Annotated in this window: 25 protein-coding genes and 1 pseudogene; 10 read left to right on the top strand and 16 right to left on the bottom strand. The window is 28.8% G+C overall.

Translation table 11 applies throughout. The features are described 5' to 3' along the window. Positions 1-41: 41 nt before the first annotated feature. On the top strand, positions 42-1670 hold the full coding sequence (locus ACNI28_RS04900) for a cation:proton antiporter domain-containing protein (protein WP_419766045.1): 1629 nt from the start codon (positions 42-44) through the stop codon (positions 1668-1670). On the opposite strand, the gene ACNI28_RS04905 is transcribed toward ACNI28_RS04900, so the two are convergent. Next, positions 1648-2268 carry a CBS domain-containing protein gene (locus ACNI28_RS04905; RefSeq protein ID WP_419766047.1) on the bottom strand — a complete coding sequence of 207 codons (621 nt, stop codon included), beginning with the start codon at positions 2266-2268 and terminating at the stop codon, positions 1648-1650. The two genes, ACNI28_RS04900 and ACNI28_RS04905, sit on opposite strands and share 23 nt — an antisense overlap. Positions 2269-2543: 275 nt before the next feature. Here ACNI28_RS04905 and ACNI28_RS04910 point away from each other — a divergent pair, with 275 nt between their 5' ends. From ACNI28_RS04910 to mqnE, 4 genes are read left to right on the top strand one after another with little or no spacing between them, the layout of a single operon-like run. Beyond that, a complete protein-coding gene (locus ACNI28_RS04910; RefSeq protein WP_419766450.1) occupies positions 2544-3632 on the top strand; it encodes an aminotransferase class I/II-fold pyridoxal phosphate-dependent enzyme in 1089 nt (362 codons plus the stop codon). A 14-nt stretch (positions 3633-3646) separates the two neighbouring features. Next, the gene (locus tag ACNI28_RS04915; protein WP_419766049.1) at positions 3647-4294 is read left to right on the top strand and encodes a carbonic anhydrase; all 648 of its coding nucleotides are present in this window, start codon (positions 3647-3649) and stop codon (positions 4292-4294) included. Then, on the top strand, positions 4291-4608 hold the full coding sequence (locus ACNI28_RS04920; RefSeq protein ID WP_419766051.1) for a hypothetical protein: 318 nt from the start codon (positions 4291-4293) through the stop codon (positions 4606-4608). Before ACNI28_RS04915 ends, ACNI28_RS04920 begins: the two co-directional genes overlap by 4 nt. A 2-nt stretch (positions 4609-4610) precedes the next feature. Next, positions 4611-5672, top strand: a complete 1062-nt coding sequence (mqnE, locus tag ACNI28_RS04925; RefSeq protein ID WP_419766053.1) for an aminofutalosine synthase MqnE — start codon at positions 4611-4613, stop codon at positions 5670-5672. A gap of 58 nt (positions 5673-5730) precedes the next feature. On the opposite strand, the gene ACNI28_RS04930 is transcribed toward mqnE, so the two are convergent. The 4 genes from ACNI28_RS04930 to ACNI28_RS04945 are packed head-to-tail and all read right to left on the bottom strand — an operon-like array spanning position 5731 to position 9519. Beyond that, positions 5731-7317 carry a DUF8569 domain-containing protein gene (locus ACNI28_RS04930; RefSeq protein WP_419766055.1) on the bottom strand — a complete coding sequence of 529 codons (1587 nt, stop codon included), beginning with the start codon at positions 7315-7317 and terminating at the stop codon, positions 5731-5733. A 10-nt stretch (positions 7318-7327) separates the two neighbouring features. After that, positions 7328-7942, bottom strand: coding sequence for a lysophospholipid acyltransferase family protein (locus tag ACNI28_RS04935; protein ID WP_419766057.1), 615 nt, complete (start codon positions 7940-7942; stop codon positions 7328-7330). Next, complete coding sequence (gene miaB / locus ACNI28_RS04940) at positions 7939-9258, bottom strand: tRNA (N6-isopentenyl adenosine(37)-C2)-methylthiotransferase MiaB (RefSeq protein WP_419766058.1); 1320 nt, start codon at positions 9256-9258, stop codon at positions 7939-7941. The genes ACNI28_RS04935 and miaB overlap by 4 nt, the downstream gene beginning before the upstream one ends. Positions 9259-9276: 18 nt before the next feature. Next, positions 9277-9519, bottom strand: coding sequence for an HP0268 family nuclease (locus ACNI28_RS04945; protein WP_298751447.1), 243 nt, complete (start codon positions 9517-9519; stop codon positions 9277-9279). A gap of 151 nt (positions 9520-9670) precedes the next feature. Here ACNI28_RS04945 and nusA point away from each other — a divergent pair, with 151 nt between their 5' ends. Together nusA and cysS are read left to right on the top strand one after the other, a co-directional pair. Then, the gene (gene nusA / locus ACNI28_RS04950) at positions 9671-10846 is read left to right on the top strand and encodes a transcription termination factor NusA (RefSeq protein WP_419766060.1); all 1176 of its coding nucleotides are present in this window, start codon (positions 9671-9673) and stop codon (positions 10844-10846) included. Next, positions 10846-12249 (top strand): cysteine--tRNA ligase, encoded by a 1404-nt coding sequence (cysS, locus tag ACNI28_RS04955; RefSeq protein WP_419766062.1) that lies wholly within the window; start codon positions 10846-10848, stop codon positions 12247-12249. Before nusA ends, cysS begins: the two co-directional genes overlap by 1 nt. Positions 12250-12256: 7 nt before the next feature. On the opposite strand, the gene ACNI28_RS04960 is transcribed toward cysS, so the two are convergent. From ACNI28_RS04960 to ACNI28_RS04985, 6 genes and pseudogenes are all read right to left on the bottom strand, one after another. Next, a complete protein-coding gene (locus tag ACNI28_RS04960; protein WP_419766064.1) occupies positions 12257-13219 on the bottom strand; it encodes an SPM autocatalytic domain-containing protein in 963 nt (320 codons plus the stop codon). 149 nt (positions 13220-13368) lie between these two features. Further along, complete coding sequence (rpsR, locus tag ACNI28_RS04965) at positions 13369-13626, bottom strand: 30S ribosomal protein S18 (protein WP_298751456.1); 258 nt, start codon at positions 13624-13626, stop codon at positions 13369-13371. A gap of 15 nt (positions 13627-13641) precedes the next feature. Then, a complete protein-coding gene (locus ACNI28_RS04970; RefSeq protein ID WP_419766066.1) occupies positions 13642-14166 on the bottom strand; it encodes a single-stranded DNA-binding protein in 525 nt (174 codons plus the stop codon). Positions 14167-14202: 36 nt separating this feature from the next. After that, positions 14203-14538 (bottom strand): annotated as a pseudogene (gene rpsF, locus ACNI28_RS04975) (30S ribosomal protein S6); the annotation flags it as partial. A gap of 76 nt (positions 14539-14614) precedes the next feature. Next, the gene (gene holA, locus ACNI28_RS04980; RefSeq protein WP_419766068.1) at positions 14615-15598 is read right to left on the bottom strand and encodes a DNA polymerase III subunit delta; all 984 of its coding nucleotides are present in this window, start codon (positions 15596-15598) and stop codon (positions 14615-14617) included. After that, positions 15591-17447, bottom strand: coding sequence for an RNB domain-containing ribonuclease (locus ACNI28_RS04985; RefSeq protein WP_419766070.1), 1857 nt, complete (start codon positions 17445-17447; stop codon positions 15591-15593). The genes holA and ACNI28_RS04985 overlap by 8 nt, the downstream gene beginning before the upstream one ends. Before the next feature lie 107 nt (positions 17448-17554). Between ACNI28_RS04985 and ilvC the strand changes: the two genes are divergently transcribed. Genes ilvC through ACNI28_RS05000 form a run of 3 tightly spaced genes read left to right on the top strand, consistent with a single transcriptional unit; the run spans position 17555 to position 20608 of the window. After that, positions 17555-18577, top strand: coding sequence for a ketol-acid reductoisomerase (ilvC, locus tag ACNI28_RS04990; protein ID WP_419766072.1), 1023 nt, complete (start codon positions 17555-17557; stop codon positions 18575-18577). Positions 18578-18620: 43 nt separating this feature from the next. Beyond that, on the top strand, positions 18621-19796 hold the full coding sequence (locus ACNI28_RS04995; protein WP_419766074.1) for a divergent polysaccharide deacetylase family protein: 1176 nt from the start codon (positions 18621-18623) through the stop codon (positions 19794-19796). Between the two features lie 38 nt (positions 19797-19834). Continuing rightward, complete coding sequence (locus ACNI28_RS05000) at positions 19835-20608, top strand: DNA-processing protein DprA (RefSeq protein ID WP_419766076.1); 774 nt, start codon at positions 19835-19837, stop codon at positions 20606-20608. 1 nt (position 20609) lies between these two features. Here ACNI28_RS05000 and nhaA read toward each other — a convergent pair whose 3' ends face one another. The 5 genes from nhaA to ACNI28_RS05025 are packed head-to-tail and all read right to left on the bottom strand — an operon-like array spanning position 20610 to position 26260. Continuing rightward, positions 20610-21791 carry a Na+/H+ antiporter NhaA gene (gene nhaA / locus ACNI28_RS05005; protein ID WP_419766078.1) on the bottom strand — a complete coding sequence of 394 codons (1182 nt, stop codon included), beginning with the start codon at positions 21789-21791 and terminating at the stop codon, positions 20610-20612. Between the two features lie 17 nt (positions 21792-21808). Then, the gene (murC, locus tag ACNI28_RS05010) at positions 21809-23119 is read right to left on the bottom strand and encodes a UDP-N-acetylmuramate--L-alanine ligase (RefSeq protein ID WP_419766080.1); all 1311 of its coding nucleotides are present in this window, start codon (positions 23117-23119) and stop codon (positions 21809-21811) included. 1 nt (position 23120) lies between these two features. Next, positions 23121-23699 carry a hypothetical protein gene (locus ACNI28_RS05015; RefSeq protein ID WP_419766082.1) on the bottom strand — a complete coding sequence of 193 codons (579 nt, stop codon included), beginning with the start codon at positions 23697-23699 and terminating at the stop codon, positions 23121-23123. Beyond that, positions 23692-24822 carry a succinyldiaminopimelate transaminase gene (locus ACNI28_RS05020; RefSeq protein ID WP_419766084.1) on the bottom strand — a complete coding sequence of 377 codons (1131 nt, stop codon included), beginning with the start codon at positions 24820-24822 and terminating at the stop codon, positions 23692-23694. The genes ACNI28_RS05015 and ACNI28_RS05020 overlap by 8 nt, the downstream gene beginning before the upstream one ends. 13 nt (positions 24823-24835) lie before the next feature. Beyond that, positions 24836-26260 (bottom strand): COG3400 family protein, encoded by a 1425-nt coding sequence (locus tag ACNI28_RS05025; RefSeq protein ID WP_419766086.1) that lies wholly within the window; start codon positions 26258-26260, stop codon positions 24836-24838. Positions 26261-26267 lie beyond the last annotated feature (7 nt).

Consider the following 26267-nt stretch of genomic DNA (forward strand, 5'->3'; position numbering starts at 1 on the left):
GAAATTATCTTTTTGCTCTGTTTTTTTGATAATATAAAATTATGGAATCAATACTATTTATTTTATTTATATCACTTGCAATTTCAACAGTTCTAAACATTGTTTTTAAAAGATTTTCTATATCTCATATACTTGGATACATAATTACAGGTACCATAATAAGTACTCTGTTTAACTTCAATGAAAAAAATGACCTTCAAGCTCTTGAACTAATCGCAGAATTTGGTATTGTTTTTTTAATGTTTAGTATAGGTCTTGAAATGCCAATTGCCAAGTTAAAAAGAATGAAAGATGCTTTACTTTTTGATGGTTTATCACAGCTTGTAATTAGTGCAACTATCATATTTCTAATTTCAAAATTTATTTTTTCAATTGATACTAATTCCTCTTTAATAATCGCACTTGCTTTTTCTCTATCATCAACTGCAATTGTTTTAACTTATTTAAAACAATCAAAAGATATATATACCCCTTATGGTCAAAGATCAACTGCAATTTTGATTTTTCAAGATTTGGCAGTTATTCCTATACTTTTACTTATTAGTTTTTTATCAAATGATACGCTAAGTTTACAAGAGGTTTTAATAAAAACAGTTATTTCAGCTGTTGTTATTATTGTTTTTATGTTTACAATTGCAAAAAAAATAATAGAGTGGCTTTTACAATTTTCAACACAAACGAAACTCGAAGAGCTTTTTTTAGCTTCAGTTTTATCAATAGTAATTGGAGCTTCAATTTTGGCTCACTCATTGGGTTTTACATACTCTTTAGGTGCTTTTATAGCAGGAATGATAATTGCTGAAAGTTCATTTCATGTAAAAGTAGAATCTGATATAGCTTCATATAAAGATTTACTTTTAGGTACATTTTTCTTCTCAGTTGGAACAAAAATAGATGTCTATTTTTTACTTTCAAATATTCACTATGTACTGTTAATCTTTGTAGCTGTTATGAGCATAAAAGCATTTGTAATTTATTTTATAATAAAATTTAAAGAAAATAAGAGTGATTCAATAAAATCTGCAATTGCACTTTGCCAAGTGGGAGAGTTTTCATTTGCTGTTTTTGCCCTGGCATCTAGTAATGATATTTTATCTGTAGAACTTAGTAAATTTTTGATATTAGTTACAGTAATATCTATGATTATAACTCCCTTTATCGTAAATAATATCTACAAACTAGCATCATATTTTGTAGTTGAATATTATGAGTCAGATAAAATCACACCCATCAATCAAAAAAACCATACCATTGTTTGTGGATATTCAATGCTAGGAAGAATGATTGCAAATAACTTAGAGGAAAGGAAAATACCCTTTGTCATCATTTCAGATGATTTAAGACATGTATTATTAGCAAGAAAAAGAGGATTTAATGCATATTTTGGACACTTAGATAAACTACCTGTTCTAGAATCCCTTAAAGCAGATGAGACCTCAAGTATCATAATCACCTTAGATAATATAAACAAAATAAGCCTTATTTGTAGTGCTATACTATCTTTTTATAAAGATGCAAACTTAATCGTAAAAGTTGATAGTGTCGAAGAGAAAAAGAGTTTAAGAGCTTTAAATATTAGCAAGTTTGTATATGCTAATCACGAAGTTGCCGACTTACTTGTGAAAGAGAGTTTAAAAGAGAATAAAATCAAGACCAAAGTTGAAGCTTAGGAATAGTTGCAACAGCTCTTATAATATCAGCTTTAGAAACAATACCAACTAAAGTATGAACTTCATCAACAACAGGAATTGCATCAAGCCTAAAATCTATCATAACCTTTGCAACTCTTCTAATATCTGTAATTGGATCAGTTGTAATTAGTTCTTTAAAATATATATTATCTAGCTTTTTCATTAAAACAGTGTTAGCATTTTCACCATCTTCTATTATGTGATTTAATATAATCTTTTTATTAATCAATCCTAAGATTTTTCTCTCTCTTGTTAATACAGGGATTTGATTGATATTATTATCTTTCAATTTATAATAAGCATCTTTTAGGGTTTCTTCATTACTTATCTCAATACACTCTCTGGTCATAATTTCACTTACATGGTATACACGTTCACTTGTATCTATATTTGCTATTTTTTTATAGGCATTAACAACATGATGTTTTTTTTCATTTTTCTCATTCATATAATCTTGAAATGAGCTTTCATCAGGTTCTAAACTAGGTTTGTTAGGAGCTTCTACTCTTTTTAAATCATACAGGTTATCAACTGTACTTCTAAATCCAACACTTCCATTATCATATATAGCAAACATATCACTTCCTTTTAGTGTTTTGTTAATAGTATCAAAATTTGTTGTAAAATAAGTAAAAAAAGAGAAAATAGTTAGTAGTGCCAACCATCTTAATACTTCTAGGAAGTATTAATGTATATTAAATACAGTGATAGTTGAACTTAATCTAAATGATTGTATAAAAAATTAGTTTCATATGCTAACTTAAAAGAGTAGCAAAACCATAGCTATTTAGATTAAATCATATTTTAATATACATTTAAATATAATAAATGACTAAATTTACGGAGATTCTTTTGTACGAAAAAGAACTTAATGCTATTAAAAAATCCAATTTATATAGACAAAGAAAAATATTTGATGAGAATTTGATAGATTTAGCATCAAATGACTACTTAGGCTTTTCATCAAATGAGACACTTTTTAAAAGTGCCTATGAAAAAGTTCTAAAACAAAAATATAAATCACCAAAAGCCTCTATTCTTGTCAATGGGTATAGCCCTATTCATAAAAACTTTGAAGATGACTTAAAAAAAGCAAACAATTTTGAAGAGGCTTTAGTTGTTGGTAGTGGATTTTTAGCAAATATCTCTTTGATAGAGGCTTTAGTTCGCAAAGGTGATACGCTTTTTATAGATGAAGAGTATCATGCAAGTGGAATACTTGCAACTAAGCTTTTAAAAAAAGAGCAAGTTGTTCTTTTTTCGCATAATGATTACCATGATTTAGAAAATAAAATAAAAAATAGAAGTTCAACGGGTAGATTTATAGTTGCCATCGAGGGTGTTTATTCAATGAGTGGAAATATTGCCCACAAAGATTTTTTTGATATAGCTAGTAAATATGAGGCTTTGCTTATAGTTGATGAAGCACATAGTTCAGGAGTTATTGGAGATAATCTTTTAGGAATATTTGATTATTACAATATAAAACCACAAAAAAATCACATAAAGATGGGAACCCTTGGAAAAGCATATGGAAGTTATGGTGCATATATTTTGGCTTCAAATAATATAATTGATTTTTTGATAAATAGAGCCAAAGCTGTTATTTATACTACAGCTCCATCTTTATTTGATATTGCTTTAGCAAATGAATCCCTAGAATATATTTTATCAAATGCAAATGAGCTAAAAACCAAAATAATAAATCGTCAAAAAATTGTAAAAGATTTATTAAATGTAGATTTAAAATCTTCAATTGTTGCCTACGAGATAGGCGATAACAAAAAAGTTTTAGAAATACAAAAAAATGTTTTAGAAAAAGGTTATATTGTTGGTGCAATAAGACAACCAACAGTTAAAAGTGCTATTATTAGACTTATTACGAAAATAGACGTTTCAACAAATGATTTACAAAATGTTTGTAATATTATAAAAAAGTAATGTAAGAGGATATCATGCATACTATTAAAAGATTAATTGAGGGAAATGAAAAATTCAAAAAAGAGTATTTCCCATATTTCGAAAAAGAGTTAAAAATAAGTGTTAAAGAAGGACAAAAGCCAGAAGTCCTTTTTGTAGGATGTTCAGATAGTAGAGTTACCCCTGATTTAATGTTAGATTCACAACCAGGTGATATGTTTATTCTAAGAAATGTAGGTAACTTTGTGCCTCCATATAAACTTGATGAAGATTTTCATGGTAGTGCTGCTGCAATTGAGTTTGCTGTTTCTGTACTAAATGTAAAAAGTATTATTGTTTGTGGACATTCTCACTGTGGAGCTTGCAAAGCTTTATATGATGATATTGGAGATGACCCTACAATGATTCATGTAAAAACATGGCTAAAGCTAGGTGAAAAAGCAAAAGAGCGAACTTTAAAAAATCAAAAGTTTACAACAAAAGAAGGTATGTATAGAGCAACAGAGAGAAACTCTATACGACATCAACTTGACAATTTATTAACATATCCAGAAGTTAAAAAAAGAGTTGAAAACAATGAGCTTATGATTCATGGTTGGTATTATGATATAGAGACTGGAAACATCGATTATTATGATAAAAGTCAGGATAATTTTAAGCCCTTAAAGGATTTTTTAAAATGAGCCAACCAGAAGTAAGAAAAATACCTAAAAAAACAATAATGATTATGATAGGATTAACACTTTTGTGTTTTATAGGATATCTAGTAATAACACTTTCAAGAGATGCTAAGATATTAGAAGTTTTAGATTCATTTGGATATAAAAAAGTAAGTGGTATTATGGTTTATAGTGTTTCACAAGTTGAAGATGAAAAAACTAAAAGACGAAGTAAGTTGTTTAAAGTTGGTTTTACTAATGATGAGACAAATCAAGAGTGTTATGGCTTAATAAATGAATATAATGGAAATTTTAAAAAAGAAATAGAGTGTAAATAAGTATGAATATTATAGAAAAGCTAGAAAAAAACGAAAGACTAAATTATGAAGATGCAATAAAACTTTACGATTTAGACCTGTTTGTTTTAGGTAAATATGCAAATAAAATTAGAGAAGAAAAACATGCTAGAAAAAGCTATTTTAATATAAATAGACATATAAATCCAACAAATATCTGTAAAGACGTTTGTCAATTTTGTGCCTATAGTGCAAGTAGAAAAAATCCAAAACCTTATACTTTAAAGCATGAGGAGATTATGGAAGTGGTAAAGACTTCTTCACAAAATGGTATAAAAGAAGTGCATATTGTTTCAGCCCATAATCCTGAAACTGGATTAGAGTGGTATTTGGAGATTTTCAAAAAAATAAAAGCTACCTATCCACAAATTCATGTCAAAGCTTTAACAGCAGCAGAAATCCACTTCTTAAGCGAAGAGTACAATAAAAGCTATGAAGAGATAATTGATCTTATGATTGAGTATGGAGTTGACTCTATGCCAGGTGGTGGAGCTGAAATCTTTGATGAAAAAGTGCGGAAAAAAATCTGTGGAGGTAAAATAACCTCACAACAGTGGTTAGATATTCATGAACTTTGGCACAAAAAAGGTAAACAAAGCAATGCTACTATGCTTTTTGGTCATGTAGAATCAAGAGAAAATAGAATTGACCATATTTTAAGACTTAGAGACTTACAAGACAGAAGTGGTGGATTTAACGCTTTTATTCCTTTAGTTTATCAAAAAGAGAATAACTTCTTAAAAGTAAAAGATTTCCTAACAGGACAAGAGATACTAAAAACCATGGCAATCTCTAGAATTTTGCTTGATAATATCCCTCACATAAAAGCTTACTGGGTAACTTCAACTGTTAAACTAGCACTTGTAGCACAAGAATTTGGAGCAAATGATTTAGATGGAACTATAGAAAAAGAGTCTATTCAAAGTGCAGCAGGGGCAGCAAGTGCCAATGGCTTACTTATAGGTTCATTTGTTGATTTAATTAAAAACTCTGGATTTAATCCAGTTGAGAGAGATTCAGTTTATAACGAATTGAAGGTTTGGTAAACTATTTACTTTACAAAAGCCTTTAGATTTAAAAGACTCTAAAGGTTTTCAAGGAAATCTAAAGATTTTGATTAAATTGAAGTCCAAAACTAACTTCAATACTTGAATCTTGATTTTTCAAAAATATTATTGGATAAGATATATTTATTGAATACAACTCTTTATTTAAACTCTCCAATAACCTAAAGAACTCAATTGGTGAACTTATCACCATATTAACTTTAAAATTATATGTAGAAATATTTAAATTAAATGTAGATTCATAAACTAAAACTGCACTCTTTGGCAAAACAATTTTCAACTGATCACTTACTCTTTTTACTGGCATAAAACCATCAGCTAGATATTTAGGAAGAGCTTTTGTATAAAGACTTTTTGAGTCTTTAAAAATAGGGTCACTGTTATATATCATCACATCCAATGCAATATTTTTTGAATCTTTTATTTGAATATTTGAATATTTATAAAACTGTAAAAGCTTAGGCTGAATATCTTTAATATACGAATCAGGTGCTAGCATTTTACCAGTAATTGTTGAATTATCTTTTTTTATTTCTAAACTATCAATTACCATATCATAAGGTATTGACTCCAATAAAATCAATAAATCATCTTTTATTTCATCATTTATATTTATATGATTTGGTAGAGCTATTTTCTTTTCTAAAATACTCTTTGGGGCATCTTCTTTTTTCATCTGCTTTATTTTTTGAACAAAATCTATAACTTTTTCTTTATAATAAATCCCCGAACCAGAAATTGCAAATAAAAATACCAATAATAACAAAATCCATTTAGTTGAGGACTTGCCTTTTTTAGGTCTTGGTTTTACATAACTTTGTAATAGCCTATTTGGACCACGTGAAAGCTCATAAATAGAATCTTTTAGTGAAATATAGTGATAGTGCACACTTATCATCAAGTCATCTTCTATATCTTGAAGTTGTTCATCACTTAACTGTTTAATCGTATATAAAATATCAACTTTTTCAACAAAGTTATCACTTTTATTTTTATAATACTCTTTTAATGTTTTTGATATAAAATTCTGCAACTCTAGGGAATAAACTTCATCATAAAGTTTTTGACCTAAAACATCAGATGAATAAAATCTTGACTCTTTTATATCTTTAAAATCTGGTACTTTATGTATTTTATTAAAAACAATTTTATTTAACTCATTTACTATTACAATATAAATATAATCGCTTACTGTTAAAACAACCAAAGTATTTGATGTTGGATTTTGTTCTAAATGCTGATTTAAAATCTGAAATGGTGAAAATACATAATCTAAGCCTGTAAATTCAAAATAGTGTTCTACTTCAAAAAGCTTCTCTTTTTTTACAACCACATCAAAACTATTATTTAATTGAACTTTTGTGTAATCAACTAATCTTTTATTTGTTTTATTGATTATCTTTTCATCTGCACATAAACAAAGTGTTGAGATAAAAGTTTTGGGAATTGATTCTTGCCATTGATTTATTTTTGAAGCAATATCACGAGGAAGTATTTCATCATGAATTATAAAGGTTGATTCTTCAGTTTTATCAAGATTTTCATTTTTAAGTTTTTTAAAATCTATCTTTAATTGTGTGTTATATTTTAAAATACTTATAAATTGAGAATCTTTACCAAACATCACAACCTCTTTATTTCATAGCGTTTATCAAAAGTTTTTCTTTTATAAACTCTTTAGCTTCAGGCATATCCAACTGGGATACGCTAAAGGGTTCACTAACATAAAAATCTATCACACCAAATGGTTTTGGAATAATAAACTTATCCCAAGAGTTAAATTGCCAATATTTACTAGGACGACAATTAAATGCTAAAATTTTAGCATCAGTTTTCTTATGAATGGCTACGATACCATCTGCAACAGAAAACCTAGGACCTTTTGGACCATCTGGAGTAATTGCAATATCATCTCCAGCTTTTAGCTCTTTTATTGCACCAATTAAAGCTTTTGTTCCACCTCTTGTGCTTGAACCTCTAATAGAATGGATTCCTAAATATTCAACAGTTTTAGTAATCGCTTCTCCATCTTTATGTTCACTAATCATGGCACTAACTTTACCTTTAGGTTTAAGTTTTTGATAATTAAAAGGTTGCATCAAAAGTTCACCATGCCAAAAAGAGACTATATAAACATCGTCCTTTAACTCTTTTGGATGATGAAAGTTTTTTTTATTTGTTAGATATACAAACCTAACAAATAATTGCAAAAAAAATGGAACAACCCGTGTTACTAAAAAAAGCTTCATTCGCTTATTACTTCACCTTTTAATGCAGTTCTACTAGCATCAGTTATTTTTACTTTTACAAATTTTCCAAGAAGTTCATCACTTCCTTTTATAAAAACTTGGCACCAGTTATCCGTAAAACCACAAACTTCACCATCAGATTTTAGGTTTTCAACTAAAATCTCAACAGTTTTTCCAGTATATGAATTCATATGTTCTACTAAATGTTCTTTATGTAAGTCAATCACTTTTATTAATCTAGCACCTGCAATCTCATCATCTACTTCTTGGTCTTTTAAAGCTAAAGCAGCAGTATTTGGACGAGGTGAATATTTAAAATTAAATATTTGGTCAAATTTAACTTTTTCTATCACATCCATTGTATCTTCAAAATCTTCTTGTGTTTCACCGGGGAAACCCACAATAATATCAGTTGTAATTCTAACATCTGGCACTAGCTTTTTAATTTTCTCTGCCCTATTTAAGAACCACTCTTTTGTATATCCTCTTTTCATAGCTTTTAATATAGAAGTTGAACCACTTTGTAATGGCATATGAATACACTTACTTATTTTAGGGTTTTTAGAAAACTCCTCAATAAATTCATCATCCATATGTAAAGGATGGGGAGAAGTAAATCTTATTCTTTTTAGACCTTCTATTTTTGATATCTCTTGTAAAAGTTTTGTAAATGTAGTTTTTTCTCTTTTATCTGAAAATCTTCTTCCATAAGAGTTGACATTTTGCCCTAAAAGCATAACTTCAACTGCACCTTTATCAACATCTTTTTTTATTTGTTCTACTATCATTTCAGGTGGAATTGAAATCTCATCACCTCTTGTTGCTGGAACAATACAATATGTACACTCCTTATCACAACCAATAGAGATATTTACAGAAGTTTTATACATAGATGTTTCAGTTCTTGCAAACTCATACGTACTATCATCATGCTCTATTGAAATTTCAACTGCACCTTTTGTATCTATAATATCTTTGATTTTTGAAATATTTCGTGCACCCACAACAAAGTCAACATAAGGAGCTCTTTTAATAATATCTTTTCCTAAGTGTGAGGCAGTACATCCACAAACACCTATTTTTGCACCATCTTTTTTCTTGGCATTAAACTGCCCTATTTCTGAAAAAAGCTTTTGTACTGGTTTTTCTCTTACTGAACATGTGTTGATAATAATTAGATCTGCATCTTCCATACTATCAGTTGTTTTATAATCTTTATACTTTTCTAGTTCAGCAATTATGTGTTGGCTGTCAGTATCATTCATCTGACAACCAAGAGTTTGTATAAATAGTTTTTTAGATTCTTCTTTACTCATTATTATTTCACTTTAATACTAAAGTGCATGTACCTCATACATATATTCATCATCAGCTAATCCATATCTAACTTCTCTAAAATATACGTTATAACCTTCACCTTCTAAAGCATCAACCAACGCCATCATATCTTTGTGTGAATTATCTTTGTCAAAATAGAATATTTTTTCTCCAAGTTCTTTTAACTCTTCAATTATCTTTTCAATTTTTACTTTTTTTGGTTTTTCATTTAATTCGTTTCTTGCGAACAATAATTCCATCTCTATAAGCCTTTTATGTTTAATTTTAACTATATATTTTATCTTAAAGTTACTTTTATTTTTATAAAAGAAGTTTTAGATATAATATTGCTCTACATTCACATTGAAAATCAAAAAAAAATCATAGTTCAATGTTAAAAAAAGGTTATAAATGGATAAGATTATTGATATATTAGATTCTATTGCTTATGAAAAAGGAATCAAATCTGAACATGTTGAGACTGCACTAAAAGAGGCGCTAATTAAAACTGGTGAAAAGATGGTTGACCATACTTTAATTTTTGATGCAGAAATTGATAGAAAAAATAAAAGATTAAAACTTTTTCAAAAGATTGAAGTTGTTAATGATGATGATAAAAGACTTCTTGGAGAAGAAGTTGATCAATATGACAATATTATAAATCCTGAAAATTTTATTCCTTTAAGTGAAGCAAAAGAGATTGATGCTGATTTAGATATTGGAGATTTTTTAGATTATGATTTAGAATTCGAAAATATGGGAAGAAATGCAGCTACGATTCTTCATAACAATTTTGAGTATAGATTACAAAGATATATAGAAGAAAATCTTGTATCAAAATATAAATCAAAAATCGGAAAAATCATAAATGGTTCTGTAACAAGAGTCGATAGAGCTGAGAATACTTTTGTTGAAATTGGTGAAGTAAAAGGTATGCTTACTAGAAAAAGTAGAATCAAAGGTGAAACTTTTAAAGTTGGAGATAACTTAAAAGCAGTTGTAAAAGCTGTAACTATTGATAAAACAAATGGTTTAATTATTGAGTTATCAAGAACAAGTCCAAAATTCCTAGAAGCTCTTTTAGCACTTGAAGTTCCTGAACTAAAAGATGAAAGAATTACAATAGAAGCTAGTGCTAGAATCCCAGGTAGCCGTGCAAAAATTGCCCTATCTACAATAGAAGCACAAATAGATCCTATTGGCTCTGTAGTTGGTGTTAAAGGTGTAAGAATCACTTCTGTTAGTCAACAACTACATGGAGAAAATATTGATTGTGTTGAATACTCAACAATTCCTGAGATGTTTGTAGCACGAGCTTTAAGTCCTGCAATTATCAAAAGTGTACAAATACAAAAATCTAATAATCCTGAAGTAAAAGATAAAGCAATTGTAACAATATCAAGTGACCAAAAATCAAAAGCAATAGGAAAATCAGGTCTAAACATTAGACTTGCATCTATGCTTACTAGATGTGAAATAGAACTTGTAGAAGTGGGAGATAATACTCAAGCTACAGAAGGTTCAACTGCCATTCCAAATGATGAGAAGACAAAAGATACTTCAGAATTAGAGGCTTTATTTAAATAATGAACAAGATATTTATTTATGATTCTGTAAAAAAAGAGAAAGTATTATTTGAACCAATAGTTGAAAATCAAGCAAAAATATATGTTTGTGGGCCAACGGTTTATGATGACTCCCATCTTGGACATGCTAGAAGTGCAATAGCTTTTGATATGTTACACAGAGTTTTAAAGCTAAATAATCTTACTGTAACCATGACAAAAAACTTTACAGATATTGATGATAAAATCATTAAAAAAATGAATGAATCATCAAGATCTTCAGAAGATATTACAACTCAATATATCAATGAATATAAAAAAGATATGTACTCACTTAATATCTTAGATAATACACTTGAACCAAAAGCAACACAAAATCTAGAAGCTATGATAGAGATGATAAATGACTTACTATCAAAAGATATAGCTTACAAAATAGATGATGGCGTCTATTTTGATGTATCAAAAGATAAATCTTATGGAAATATCTCAAAAAGAGCAAGTGATGAAAACTCAATTGCTAGAGTTGAAGTAAATACTCAAAAAAGAAACTCATCTGATTTTGCCCTATGGAAGTTTGAAAAAGCAAATGATGTAGCATTTGAAGCGCCCTTTGGAAAAGGGCGGCCTGGCTGGCATATAGAGTGTAGTGCGATGATTGAAAAACATTTAGCATATAAAAATGAAGCTTATCAAATAGATATCCATGGTGGTGGAGCAGATTTACTTTTTCCTCACCATGAAAATGAAGCTGCGCAAACTAGATGTTCATCAAATAATGAACTTGCAAAATATTGGATGCATAATGGTTTTGTAACTATTGATGGTGAAAAGATGAGTAAATCTCTTGGAAACTCATTTTTCTTAAAAGATATTTTAAAATCATATAGTGGAGAAGTTGTAAGATTTTATTTACTAACTGCTCATTATAGAACAGATTTTAACTTCAATGAAGAAGATTTAATCTCTTCTAAAAAAAGACTTGATAAATATTATAGAGTTAAAAAAAGAGTTTATGGAAGTGCTTCTTCATCAGTAAACAATGAATTTAAAACAAAAGTTTTAGAAGCTTTAAATGATGATATAAATAGTTCAAAAGCTATATCAATAGTTGATGAAATGATAAACAGTGCAAATGACAAACTAAATGAAAACTCAAAAGATAAAAACCTAAAAAAAGAGTTGATTTCAAACTTTGAATTTATAAATGAGATATTAGGAATCTGTTTTAATGATGCCTACGAATACTTTCAATTTGGAATAGATGAAGAGACAAAAAATAAAATAGAAGAACTTATTAATAAAAGAACTGAAGCTAAAAAACAAAAAGATTTTGCTACAGCAGATAGCGTTAGAGATGAACTTACAACTTTAGGAATATCTGTAATGGATACTCCAAACGGTGTAGTTTGGGAGAAGTTATAAACTTCTTCTAAACCCTATAATCAACACTTCCAATAACTCCAGCATCTCCATTTTCTTTTAAGAATATTGAACTTTGTCCACCATTTACAGATGAAACATTTGATAAATAAATCGCTCCAATTCCAGAATCAGCTAAAGATACTAATGAATTCTCTCCATTAGCTTTTTTCTCCCAAACTCTTAAGTCATTGAATACAGAATCATTTTCATCTATCCAATTATTGCCATCTTCATCATAGGCACTTAATTCCTTAAAACCATCCCCTGAATTAACTCCAAAAAGTTCATTACCATCATCAATCTTACCATTGCCACTTTTGTCCAAAGCCAAATAACTTACATTATTTTCTAAAGATGAGATATCACTATTCTTTTTATCTTTATTGACATCAAACTCAAAACCCATCTCTCTAGGAACATTATCATAATTTCCACCATCTTTTTGCATATCTACTAAAAATGGATTTTCACCTCTTCCATGTGCGTTTATACTTGTTTCATTTCTTTGATAAAACTCATTTGAGTATGAAAGACTTAGGTTGATTTTAAACTCACCATTGGAGGTCTTTATCGTGGCTTCTGCACTAAAATCCATAGTAGTTTTTTCATAATACTCTTCTTTGCTTTCATATGAAAAACCCCATTCACTATTTTTTTGCGCATAAGGATTATTTGATGATTGTGCACTATTTTCACTATCATTTGGAAATAGTTTTATTTTTTGATCACTATGTAAAAGTCTAGAAAGAAGTTCTTCGATTATTCTTTTTTTTACTTTATCTTCAACTGATAAATCGGCTTCACTATTAAATACTAACTTTTTGGGTTCTATATTTATATCAGATTGGGCAGCTTTTTGTTCATCTATATTTTCTGTTTTGGTAAAAGAAGTTGCACTTACATTTTTTTCATACTTTTGTATAAAACTACTACTTGCTTGTAAATTTACTTCTGAAGAATCAATTCTCATATGCAACTCCTTAATTTATCTATATTTAAGAATTGTATAGCAAAAAGTATTAATTTACTATTAAAAATATATTTTAGTTGCTTATGAAAATTTGGCATAAAAAAAGGGGAAGATTTTACTCTTCCCCTTTTTCCTATAAAAACTAAAACTTATCTTGCGTAAGCTGCATCTGTAAGGTTTTTAGTATCTACAATATATGGAACCAATGCCATATGTCTTGCTCTTTTGATTGCATTCTCAACCATTTCTTGAGCACTTTTAGAGTTTCCAGTAAGTCTTCTAGGCATAATTTTACCTCTTTCACTCATAGAAATTCTTAATAAATCTGTATTCTTGTAATCTATAAAGTCAACTTTCATTTCAGTATATTTACAATATTTTTTTCCGTATTTTCTTCTTTCAGCCATTTTCTTATCCTCTTTCTAGAACGGTATTTCGTCTTCGTCTATATCGATTTCTGGTATTTTATAACTACTATTTTCATTTGTAGCTTTTGTACCACCTTGTGTGTAGCTGTTTTGACCTGACTGCGGCGGTTTATTGTACTGATTACTGCTTGGTTCTTGAGCTTGTGGTTGAGAATACTCACCCGCATACCCAGTGTTTCCATTTTGTGAATCAGCTTTTGAATCTAACATTTTCATATTATCAACTCTTAAAGAGTGTCTATTTCTATTAGTTCCATCTTGAGCAGTCCATTGTTCAAAAACAAGTCTTCCTTCTAATAATACTTTAGAGCCTTTTCGCAAATATTGATTAGCAACCTCAGCACTTCTATTGAAGATATTGAAATCTAAAAAACAAACTTCATCTTTCTTTTCACCAGTACTTGTCTTATAGTTATAAGACGTAGCAATTGCACTTTTGGCAACAGCTGCACCACTTGGTAAATATCTTAATTCAATATCTCGTGTTAAATTTCCAACCATAATTACTTTATTATACATATCAGGCTCCTTTTATAAAATTATGCCTTAAGCAGACTTTTTAGCTGCTTCATCACTTAGTTTTGTCCAAGCAGTAACTTCTTTTTTACTCTCATATTTAATGAAAATAAATCTAATAATGTTTTCATTGATTCTATAATTTCTTTCTAACTCTAAGATAGAAGCTGTTGGTGCTTTAAAATAAATCACATAGTAGTGACCTCTTTTATGCTTTTCAATTTCATAAGCTAATTGTCTAGTTCCCATATCGTCACAAGTAACGATTTCTCCACCATTTTTTTCGATGTTAGCTTTCACTAACTCAATCTGTGCTACAGTTTCTTCTTCAGTCATTGTAGGCTTTACAATAAACATTGTTTCATAATGTTTTATTCTTGACATTTATTCTCCTTTTAGTTTTCGCCGGTATTCTTAAAATATCAGCAAGGTTTTTGTAAAGTCAGAGATTTTATCTAAGTTTGTCTGAAAATTTTCTTAGACTTGCTTGTATATACGCATTATGGTCTGGAATTTTTGAACTTTTTAAATCTAACTCTAAATCATTTAAAAAATTAAATAACTCTAAAAAAAGTTCTGGTTTTATTTTTATTGCCAATTGTGTTTTTTTCTCCCAAATATTTTGAGGAGGAACATAACCTAAAATCTCTCTAGCATTTGGAGTTCCAATTGTCCTTGAATATGAACTTATCATAAAAAGTTGATGTACAAAAGCGGCTATTTGAGTAAGTAAATTTATTTCATTCATCCCCTCTTCAAGTAAAAAATGTAAATCTCTTTTTACTAGTTTTCCATTCATTAAATTAAATAAAAAATCTTCTAAAGATACGCTTCCTATTCCAAAGCAGTGTATTTCCACAAGCTTTGAAGAGATCGATTCTTCATCTAATATTGCCAATTTTTTTAAGTCATTTACACTCAAGTTCAAATCATTTCTATGCATGAAAAAGAGGTGGTTTAATGCAGAGACCTCATACCTCAATCCTAAACTTCTAGCCTCACTTTCCAATATCTGGATAGCTTCACTAGGATATGGGGTAAACATTCTAACACTCACACTATTGTTTTTATTAGTAAAGTATGAACCCATAGTTTTAAAGTCCCCATCTCCCATACAAGCAAATATTACTGTTGAGTCAGGGTTAGTATTACAAGCTTCAATTAACTGGGTTGTATCATTTTTATTTAATTTTTTAGCAAGTTTTATAAGTAGGATATTTTTACTTGCAAAAAGTGATGATTGTAAAAGCTTGTCTTTTACATATTTAAAATCAAAATCATCAAAATATATCTTCTCTATCTCTTCGCCATTTGCCACTGTATTTGCAACTAAGTTTGCATATTTTTCTATGAGGTAATCACTTTGCCCAAAAAACATATATGCGCAGAACTCTTTTTTGGCTCTTAATAATCCATCAAACTCTTTTTTATACATTTTTTATTGACCCAACTATATTTTTACTTATTACATCAACCGATTTTATAATCACTTTTATTTTTAAAAAAAGTTTCTCTCCCCTATAGTTATCCAAATGAACTCTAAGCCCTGGCATATCTTTATAAAACTTCGCAAATCCTCTATCGATATCTACAATTTGTGCTTTAAACTCTTCCCCTACATGATTTTCTGCCCATCTTGCATATTTTCTATCTTCATAATCCCATACAAGTTGATCAACTTTTCTCTCATTTGTAGAGATATGTTCACAAATTTCATCAATATCGCCAGGAGTCCTTTTACTTTTTAACATTCTATGAAGAACCAAATCAGAATATCTTCTAATAGGACTTGTAAAGTGTGAATAAGAATCAAATCCTAAACCAAAGTGACCTAGATTTTTAGAAGAATATTTTGCTTGGGATTGTGATTTTATTATCAAATCATTTATCTCTTCAAGCAAAAGAGTGTTTTTTGCTTTTGCCTGTATATGCGTAATTGTTTCGTGAACTGAGGATTTAATCTCTGCTTTTATACCAAGTAAATTCACCTCATCAACCAACTTTGAAAGTGATTGAAAAGATGGCTCTTCATGGATTCTAAAAATACCTACATTAGCTAGTTTTTTACTAGCTTCAATATTTGCTAGCAACATACACTCTTCAATAAGCTGATGAGAAGCAGTTGATTCTTCTACAGATATTCCTTCTAGTTCTAAATTATGATTTAGTTTTTGTCTATACTCTTTACTAATAAAGTCATAACCCTTTTGTAATCTTTTTACTCTTATCTTTTTTGTTATTTCATATAAAGGAAGTATATAATCAAAAATCTGTTTTTCTGTCTCATTGTACTTATCTAATTGCCCTTCAATTACCCTATCAATTCTTCCATAAGAGAATTTTCTGTGAGATTTGATAATTGCTTCAAATAGTTCAGATTTTTCTATTTCATAATTGCTATTTAAATATATTTTAAATACGTATGCATATCTATTTACATTTTCTTTTAAAGAACACATCTCTTCACTTAGACTTGGAGGAAGCATAGGTAATACTTTATTTGGTAGGTATATTGATGTTGATTTTTGTAAAGCTTGTTTATCTAAGGGGCTATTCTCTTTTACAAAATATGAAACATCTGCAATTGCTACATAAAGTATATTTTCATTTACATCAAAATAAATAGCATCATCATGGTCTTTTGCACTTGCAGGATCTATTGTTGTAAAGCAAAGATTTGTTAAATCAACTCTTTCATTGGTATCATCCATTTTTGCCTCAACCTCAAGATACTTCTCTAATCTTATAAGTTCATCATATAAAAATAGAGATATATATTGGTCAACCTTTGGCTCTTTTATATTCCCAACTTCTTTTTCTATCTCGAAAGTTTTACTGTTTATTACATAAATATTTCCGTTTGTAAAAGAAGAAAAATCTTTTTTTGTCTCTAGTTTAATTGCTTCCTTTACACTAAATATTTCACCCTCATTTACATAAACTAGAAGTGAAGTTGCATTTGTATATAAAATCTGTTCTACTTTTGCTTTAAATGAAGACCTTGGGTTAAATATTCTTTTTACTAAAACTAGATCATTGTTATATGCACCCTTTAGTTCATTCATATCAAGCTTTAAAGTTTTGTGTTCATTATCCAAATCATTTAAAGTCACACTCTTATTTTTTATTTTAATAATTCCTACTCTATATTTTGAATTAAGTTTATAAATATCATTTTCAAGACTTACAATATCATCTTTTATAAATGGCTCTAAATACTCTTTATCATTTTGTGTTAAATCTTCACTGCCACATATAACTTTTCTAAAAATAGTTTGAATCAATACATATCCTAATCGTACATTAATTTAAGTATTCATTATATAACTCTTTTATTTACATTTAGGTTACTTTTGGTATAATCCTCAAAAATTATTAAGAGGATTATTGAATGGCATTAAATGTTTACTATGATAAAGATTGTAATATCGATTTAATCAAATCAAAAAAAGTAGCTATGATTGGTTTTGGATCACAAGGTCACGCACACGCAGAAAACTTAAGAGATTCTGGAGTTGAAGTTGTTGTTGGATTAAGAAAAGGTGGTTCTTCATGGGCAAAAGCTGAAGCAAAAGGTTTTGCAGTAAAAACAGTTGCAGATGCAACTGTTGGTGCAGATGTAGTTATGATTTTATTACCTGATGAAAATCAGTCTGAAATTTACTATTCTGAAATCAAACCAAACTTAAAAGAGGGTGCTTATTTAGCATTTGGACATGGATTTAACATCCATTATGGAAGAATTACTCCAGAAGCAAACACAAACGTAATGATGATTGCTCCAAAAGCTCCAGGTCATACTGTAAGAAATGAGTTCACTAAAGGTGGAGGAATTCCTGATTTAATTGCTGTTGAAACTAACCCAAGTGGAGACACTAAAGAAGTAGCACTTGCATATGCATCTGCTATTGGTGGTGGAAGAACTGGTATTATTGAAACAACTTTCAAAGATGAAACAGAAACTGACCTTTTTGGAGAGCAAGCTGTATTATGTGGTGGAGCTGTATCTTTAGTTCAAGCTGGATTTGAAACATTAACTGAAGCTGGATATGCTCCTGAAATGGCATATTTTGAGTGTTTACATGAGTTAAAATTAATCGTTGACTTAATGTATGAGGGTGGAATTTCTGATATGAGATATTCTATTTCAAATACTGCTGAGTATGGTGATTATGTATCTGGAAAAAGAGTTATCAATGCTGAATCTAAAGCAGCTATGAAAGAAATCTTAAAAGAGATTCAAGATGGTAGATTTGCAAAAGACTTCATCTTAGAAGGACAATCTGGATACCCAAGAATGAACGCTGAAAGAGCTAACGCTAAGCTATCATTAATTGAGCAAACTGGTAATAAACTAAGAGAAATGATGCCTTGGATTTCTTCAAGCAAAATCGTAGACACAAATAAAAACTAATTTTAAAGTAAGGTTTTAAACCTTACTTTGATTTTCCAACTTTATGACGAAAAGAAAGCCTCAAAGAAGAAGAAAAAAGAGTAGTAAAAAAAACTATAAGATTTCTACAATAAATAAATTTTTAGCCCTATTGCTATTTTCTTTAATAATAACCTTAGCAACATATTTTATTCTTTTAAAAAATCACAATGAAAAAATAGATGATTTAGCAAAAATCCAAAAAGAAAACACTGAATATTCAAAAGAAAACAACCTTGATAAAATACTTGAAGAGTATGAAAAAAATCTAAAAACAACAGTTGTAGATAGATACGAAGAGTATAATAAAGACCTTGAAAAAGAGTATATTCATCAAAAAGATTTTGAAAAAGTTGAAGAAGTTTTAAAAGAGAAAAATATAGAGATTCAAAGTGTTGAAAAAAAAGTTTTCCCAAAAAAAGATGAGTATATAACAAAAGAGAAAATACAAGAATATATTCCCCTTCCTCCACTAGAAAAGAATGAAGAATTCGTAACACAAGAAAAAGATAAAACTATCATCAAATCACCTGTAATAAAATCAAATAGACCAAAACTTGCAATTGTAATTGATGATGTTACTTTACAATCGCAAATCAACCATATAAAAGATATAGGATATACAGTAAATATTTCATTAATGCCACCTACAAATGGACATAAAGATTCAGCAAAGATTGCTAAAAACCTTCCCTTTGCTCTAGTTCATTTTCCCCTACAAGCAACTATTACTAGATTTGAAGAAGATTATACTTTAAAAGTAGGAGATTCCTATGAAAAGATTGAAAAAAGAGTTGCACAAATAAGAGAATGGTATCCAAAACTAAAATATACAAATAATCATACGGGAAGTGTTTTTACAGCAGATAAAACATCCATGAGATACTTAATAAAAGCTCTTAAAAAATATGACTTCACCTTTATAGATAGTAGAACAACTTCAAAAAGTGTAGTAAAAGAAGTCACAAAAGAGTTTGGTATGCCATATATTGCAAGAAATATTTTTCTAGACAATAAAAAAGACTTTAACTACATACAAAATCAACTAAAAAAAGCAATTAGAATAGCTAATAAAACAGGTTCATCAATTGCCATAGGACATCCATATCCTATTACCATGAAAGTATTAAGAAAATCTAAACATCTATTAAAAGATATTGATTTAGTTTATGTGAACGATTTACCTATAATTATTAATTAAACTTAGATATAATTATTTATATTATTTTTTGGAGTAGTATGAATTCTATAATTAATTTTGAAATAGCCCAGTTAAAAAGTCTACAAAACAAACCAACAATATACTATAAAGGTAATCTTGAATTACTTAAAAAGCCTAAAATATCAATCGTAGGTACTAGAAAACCTTTTAACTATACTCAATTATTGACACACCAACTTGCACAAAAATTATCCCTTGTAGGAAATTGTATAGTAAGTGGTGGAGCCATGGGTGTTGATGCAATTGCTCATAAAGCAGCAGGAGTTGAAAATACAATTTTAGTAAGTCCTTGTGGAATAAACTACAAATATCCAGCAATCAATAAAAAACTCATAACACAAATTGAACAAGAAGGCTTACTTTTAAGTCCTTTTGATGAAGATTTTAAAGCAACAAATTATAGCTTTGTACAAAGAAATGAAATAGTTGTAGCCCTAGGAGATATTCTTATTGTAAGTCAAGCAGATTTAAACAGTGGAAGTTTACGAAGTGTAGAGTATGCAAAAAAAATGGGAAAAGATATTTATGTATTGCCACATAGGATAAATGAAAGTTTAGGAACAAATGAGTTAATAAAAGAGGGCTCTGCAAAAGTCATATATGATATAGATGAGTTCACTAAAGAGTTTACTAAAACAGCTCTTCAAAAAGAAAATAGTAATAATTTTTTGGAATTTTGTAAAACAAATCCAACTTTTGATGAGGCTTTATTAAAATATAACTCTTTAGTATATGAGTATGAATTAGAAGGTAAAATTAAAATAAAAAATGGTTTTATAAATCTTTGTTAGTTTAAATATTACAAGCTTTTTGTGATTTTGCAAATCGCAAAATTAAATATCCCAAAATAGCAGAAAAAAGAGAACCAATTAAAATAGCCAATCTATCAGTATAGAAGTAGCTTGTATCATCCATAAAAGCAAGAGAATCAATAAACAGACTCATTGTAAATCCTATACCCGTTAAAGCTGCTATTCCATATATTTGTATCCAGTTTGTACATTTTGGTATTTTTGCTAATTTAAGTTTTACTGCAAAATAAGTAAAAATAAATACTCCAAATTGTTTCCCAAAGAAAAGTCCTAGCATAATACCAAGAGGTACTCCTTCTGTCATCTTGGTAAAATCAATATCTCTTAAATCAACTCCAGCATTTGCAAAAGCAAACATAGGTAGAATAAAAAAGGAAACCCAATAATGTAAATTATTCTCTAAATGCCTTATTGGAGAATTAACTTTATTATCTTTTTTAGTTTTAAGAGGAATAGCAAAGGCTAAAATTATACCAGCTAAAGTAGCATGAACACCTGATTTTAAAACAGTAATCCACAACAAAATACCAACAATACTATACAAAGATATTGTAGAAACACCCATGCGGTTCATAAAAAATAAAATTCCAATTATAAACAATGAAATATATAAGGCATCAACAGATAAGTTTGAAGTATAAAATATAGCAATAATTAATATAGCTCCAATATCATCGATTATTGCTAATGCCATTAAAAATATCTTTAAAGATATGGGTACTCTTTTACCAAGTAGAGACAATATTCCAAGTGAAAAAGCAATATCAGTTGCTGTTGGAATTGCCCAGCCAGTTAAAGCAGCAGAATCACCTTGATTAAAAAAATAGTAAATTAATGCAGGACAAAGCATCCCACCAATAGCTGCAAAGGTGGGTAAAGAAATCTTTTCCCAAGAAGACAAATGTCCTGCTATCAACTCTCTTTTTATCTCAAGCCCAACAACTAAAAAAAATAGTGTCATTAAACCATCATTTATCCATAAATAAAGAGGTTTACTTATCTCTAAATTATTAACCGAAAAATGAATAGTAACATGTAAGAATTCATAATAATAGTCAGATAGAGCAGAATTTCTTAAAATTAGAGCAAAGATTGTTACAAAGATAAGAATAATACCCGATGATGATTCATTTTTGATAAAATTATTTACTAAAATCTTCATATCAATCCTCTATATATCTATTTTAAAATATCCCTTAATTGATAAGTAATATCTCCTGCCCCTACACCAACTACAATACCTTCATTATATGTTTTTATAACTTTATTATCTTTTATAATATCTATTTCACAATTTTTTGCAAGCACTTTATCAGCAAAGATTGGATTATACTGCTTAAATTCTTTTTTAAAATCTATTTCTAAAACATGCTCACCTGGTATTGTCCAAATAGGTAAAATAATTAGTTCATCGCAGCCTTTAAAACATTTCTTAAAACCTTCTAGATTATCATAGGTTCTGCTATATTTGTGTGGTTGCCAAATAATCACTCTTTTATTAAGGTTTTTCAAATTATCATATAACTCTACTGATTTAATTGTAGCTTCTATTTCTGTTGGGTGATGAGCATAATCATCTATTAAAACAAATTTATCGCACTTTTGTAAAATATCAAATCTTTTTTTGATACCCTTATAACTTTTAAGATTTTCTCTTATCTCTTCAACATCAAGTTCATTTAGTGCTGCTAATATTGCCAATGAAGTATTAACTGCTATATGATAGCCAAATCCCCAAACTTCAAAATAACCTAAATCTTTTAACTCAAATTTTGTGAAAGGCTCATCATCTTGCAAAATATATGAGATATTTTTTATATCAACACTTGGATAAAGTTTTGTAGCCTCTTCTATCTCAAGTTTCTTAATGTACTCATCTTCTGCATTTATTACTTTATGAACACCAAGATTGATAAACTTTTTGTATGTATCAAAAAACTTTTCATAATCATAGTTATAATACTCCATATGTTCAGGCTCTGCATTTGTTACAATAGAACAATATGGATTTGAAAGTATAAAACTTGCATCACTCTCATCTGCCTCAAAGGCAACTATTCCATTTTTATATCTAAAGTTTGAACCAAAATCTTTCGAAATAGCTCCAATTATTGCAGTTGAGTCTAAAATAGAAGCTAAAATAGAAGTCGTAGTAGATTTGCCATGTGCACCTGCTACACAATAATTCTTCCTATCACCTAGTATAATAGGCAATGCCTCTTTTCTTGATATTGTTCTTATTTGTCTAATTCTAGACTCTATTAATTCTGGATTTTCATCTGTAACAGCAGCTGAATAAATCACAACTTCTGGGTCTTTTATATTTGAAGCACTTTGGGGAGAATAAACAGTTATTCCCTCTGCTTTTAACTCATTTGTTATGGGAGTTTCTTTCATATCAGAACCACTAACTTCATGCCCACTATGCTTTAAAAATCTCGCCAAGGCAGAAAGACCTATTCCACCAATACCTATAAAGTGTACTTTCATCTTAATCCAATAAATATTTTAAATTTGTATATTCAGTTTTTAGAACTTCACTATTTTTTTCTAAAAAATCTTTTGTTTCAAAATTAAAAGAAGTTATAAAATAACCATACTTTTCATCTATTGGCATATTGTTTGTATTTACTTTTTCATCATAAAATTTATCTAAGTCAAACTCTTTTGAACAAGCAACTAAGTGAACATTTAACGCATCACCTAAAACCTCATCATCTGTCACATTTGCTAAGACAAAAAATAACTCTTTTGCCCCTTTTAGGTCGTTATAACTCCATTTTTCGATGGCATGTTCATAAAATGATCTAGTATAATAAAGTTCATCATTTTCTAAAACTATTTTTTTACCACTATTTACGATTTTTTCTACATTTTCAAAAGAGATTTTTAAAATATTTTCATAAACTGTATTTATCTTCTCTTGTTCTAAATCTAAAATTAATAAAGAATCTAAAACTTCATAAAGTGCTGAGATATTTTTAGTTTGAATCGCATCTTCTTTTGTTTTTTCTAAATAATTTATAAAATCTGGGTTTGTTCTAGCTTCATTTAGCTCTTCGTTAGTCATTCATAAAATCCTTCAATCTATTTAATACCTCTTTTGTTTTCTCTGCATTTTCTACTAAGGCTATTCTTACATAACCTTTTCCTATTCCTTCTCTTCCTAAGAAACTTCCAGGTAATACTTTTATATTTTTTTCTTTGTATAAGTTTTTTGTAAACTCTAACTCATCATCAACTTTTAACCAAATATAAAAAGTCGCTTGCGGCATATCTATGCCTAAAATCTCTCGTGCTAATTCAAAGTTCTTTTTATAGATATCTCTAAAAACTTGCACATGCTCTTCATCACTCCAAGCAGTAGCTGCTGCATGTTGCAAGGGAATTGGTGCAGCACAGCCTACATAAGTTCTATACTTCATATAATCTTTTAAAATATCTGCATCACCAGCTATAAATCCACTTCTTAGTCCTGGGGCAGAACTTCTTTTTGAAATAGAGTTAAGTACTAGTATATTTTTAAATTCACTGTTTCCAGCATGTATACTAGCTTCTAAAAGTGAGCAAGGTTTATTTTCTTCATCAAAATAAATCTCTGAATAACACTCATCATTTATCAAAACAAAATCAAACTCTAAAGCCTTTTTAACCCAAAGGGCCAACTCTTCTTTACTCATATTGGCAGAGGTTGGGTTATTTGGATAATTTAACACTACTAAATCGCATTTTTTAAGAGTTTCATCATCTAAAAATGCTTTATAATCATTTTCTTTAGTTAAGTTTATATGAACAACTTCTGCCCTGCTTGCTATTGCAGAACCTTCATAGATTTGATAAAAAGGATTTGTAAAAGCAATAGTGGGTTCAGTTTTATCAAACAAATAAAACTGTGGGAAGTTAAATAAAACCTCCCTAGTACCAAAACAAGGAATAATCTGATTTTGTTCTAATTTAACATTAAATCTTTTATTTACAAAACCAATCATCGCCTCACTTAAGAAGTTTTCCCCTGCAGTTTTTGGATAGTTTCTTAGGTACTTTGCATTTTCAGCCAAACTATCTTGAATAAACTGTGGTGTATCAAACTGTGGTTCACCTATTGTTAATGCACTTGCTTCATATGAACTACTTGGTTCAATTTCTGCTAATAATTCATTTAATTTCTCAAAAGGATATTTTTCAAATACCATCTCTTACCTTTATTTAATTTTCTACTACTGGGATTAGAAGTTGATTGTTTCGTTTTATATCAAAAGATAACAAATCAGAGTTTGTATAAAAAAACCTACTTAAATTTCTTTTTATAAACATATCTTTTTTTAGTGGTAAGATTTGTAATATATTTTTTTGATTTTTCAACTCTCTTATTGGATTTTTCTCTTTTGATATTATCTCTACTTTTTGTCCAAATATTTTTGCTAAGTTCTCAAAATGATCCAAAATATTTGACTTATCATCTTGCCCTGTTGGATCCATATCAAATATTTTTGTTTTAAGTTTTAACTGACTTGAAACATCAAAGACTATTGGAGAGATTTGTTCATAAGATTTTGTATCATTTAATAAAATTACACTATTTTTTATTTTTGTAACATCTCCAAAACCTGATTTAAAAATAGGTATTCTTAAATCTACTAGTTTTGAAATCCCCTCTTTATTTTTAAATAGTTCATAAGAAATCATCATTAAACCTATATCAAAACTCTTTAAATCTTTTTTCAATAGTGCATCAAAGCCTCTATTTGCATAATCTATTTCTAAAATAAGATTGTCTTCATCTCTTAATTCTTCATTTATAAATCGCATCAATCCAACTGTAGTTGGTCTTGTAACTCTTACAATTAATTTTTGGTTTTTTATTAATTGATTTAGATACTTTACCTCTAAAACACATTTTTTAACAGTATCAACTGTTTGTAAATAGAGATCTAAATACAGATATAAGTTATGTCCAAAAGGCATAGGAAACTGCCCTTGTGTTTTCCCAACGGCATTGTATACTTGCATCAAAACTTCTGGTTTACCAATTATCAAAATAACGTCATTTGGTTTTAAGATAAGAGATGGCTTGATTTTTATTAATTGTTGTTTTCTATAAAGACCAAATATTTTCCATTCTCGCTGCTCAATTGAGCCTATATATCTATAGGCATAAGAACTTCCAAATGGAATTCTTATCTCCATTATTTCACCCTGCTTTAAACCTATATTTTGGGCAACAACTGGAATATTTGGAAGTCTTTCAACCATACCATTTGCAAGTACATCAATCCCTTTGTAGATATTTATGTACTGATCAGAAATATCAATCCCCCAATAATCCAAAATACTCATTTGCATTTTAGGTTTTTCTTCTTTTATATTTTCAATCACACTTAACATCTCATCTTTTGAGTTAAGAGCAATAAGAGCTTGGGCATGAAGATCTTTATCTAATACCATTGCTAGTTTTGATTTTGATGTGGGATCAAACTTAAAAAACGTAAAATTTGAAGGTCTTTTATCAGTTAAAATAGCATCATTCATGTATATAACATCATAGGAGTTATCACCAGTGTTTGTTTCAATAATTCTTTGAAGCAATTTTTTAGCAACAATACCATCTAATATAATTAATATCTTTTTCATTAAGATA

This window comes from Arcobacter denitrificans (SeqCode) (genome assembly GCF_048571185.1).
Classification (GTDB): Bacteria; Campylobacterota; Campylobacteria; order Campylobacterales; family Arcobacteraceae; genus Arcobacter; species Arcobacter denitrificans.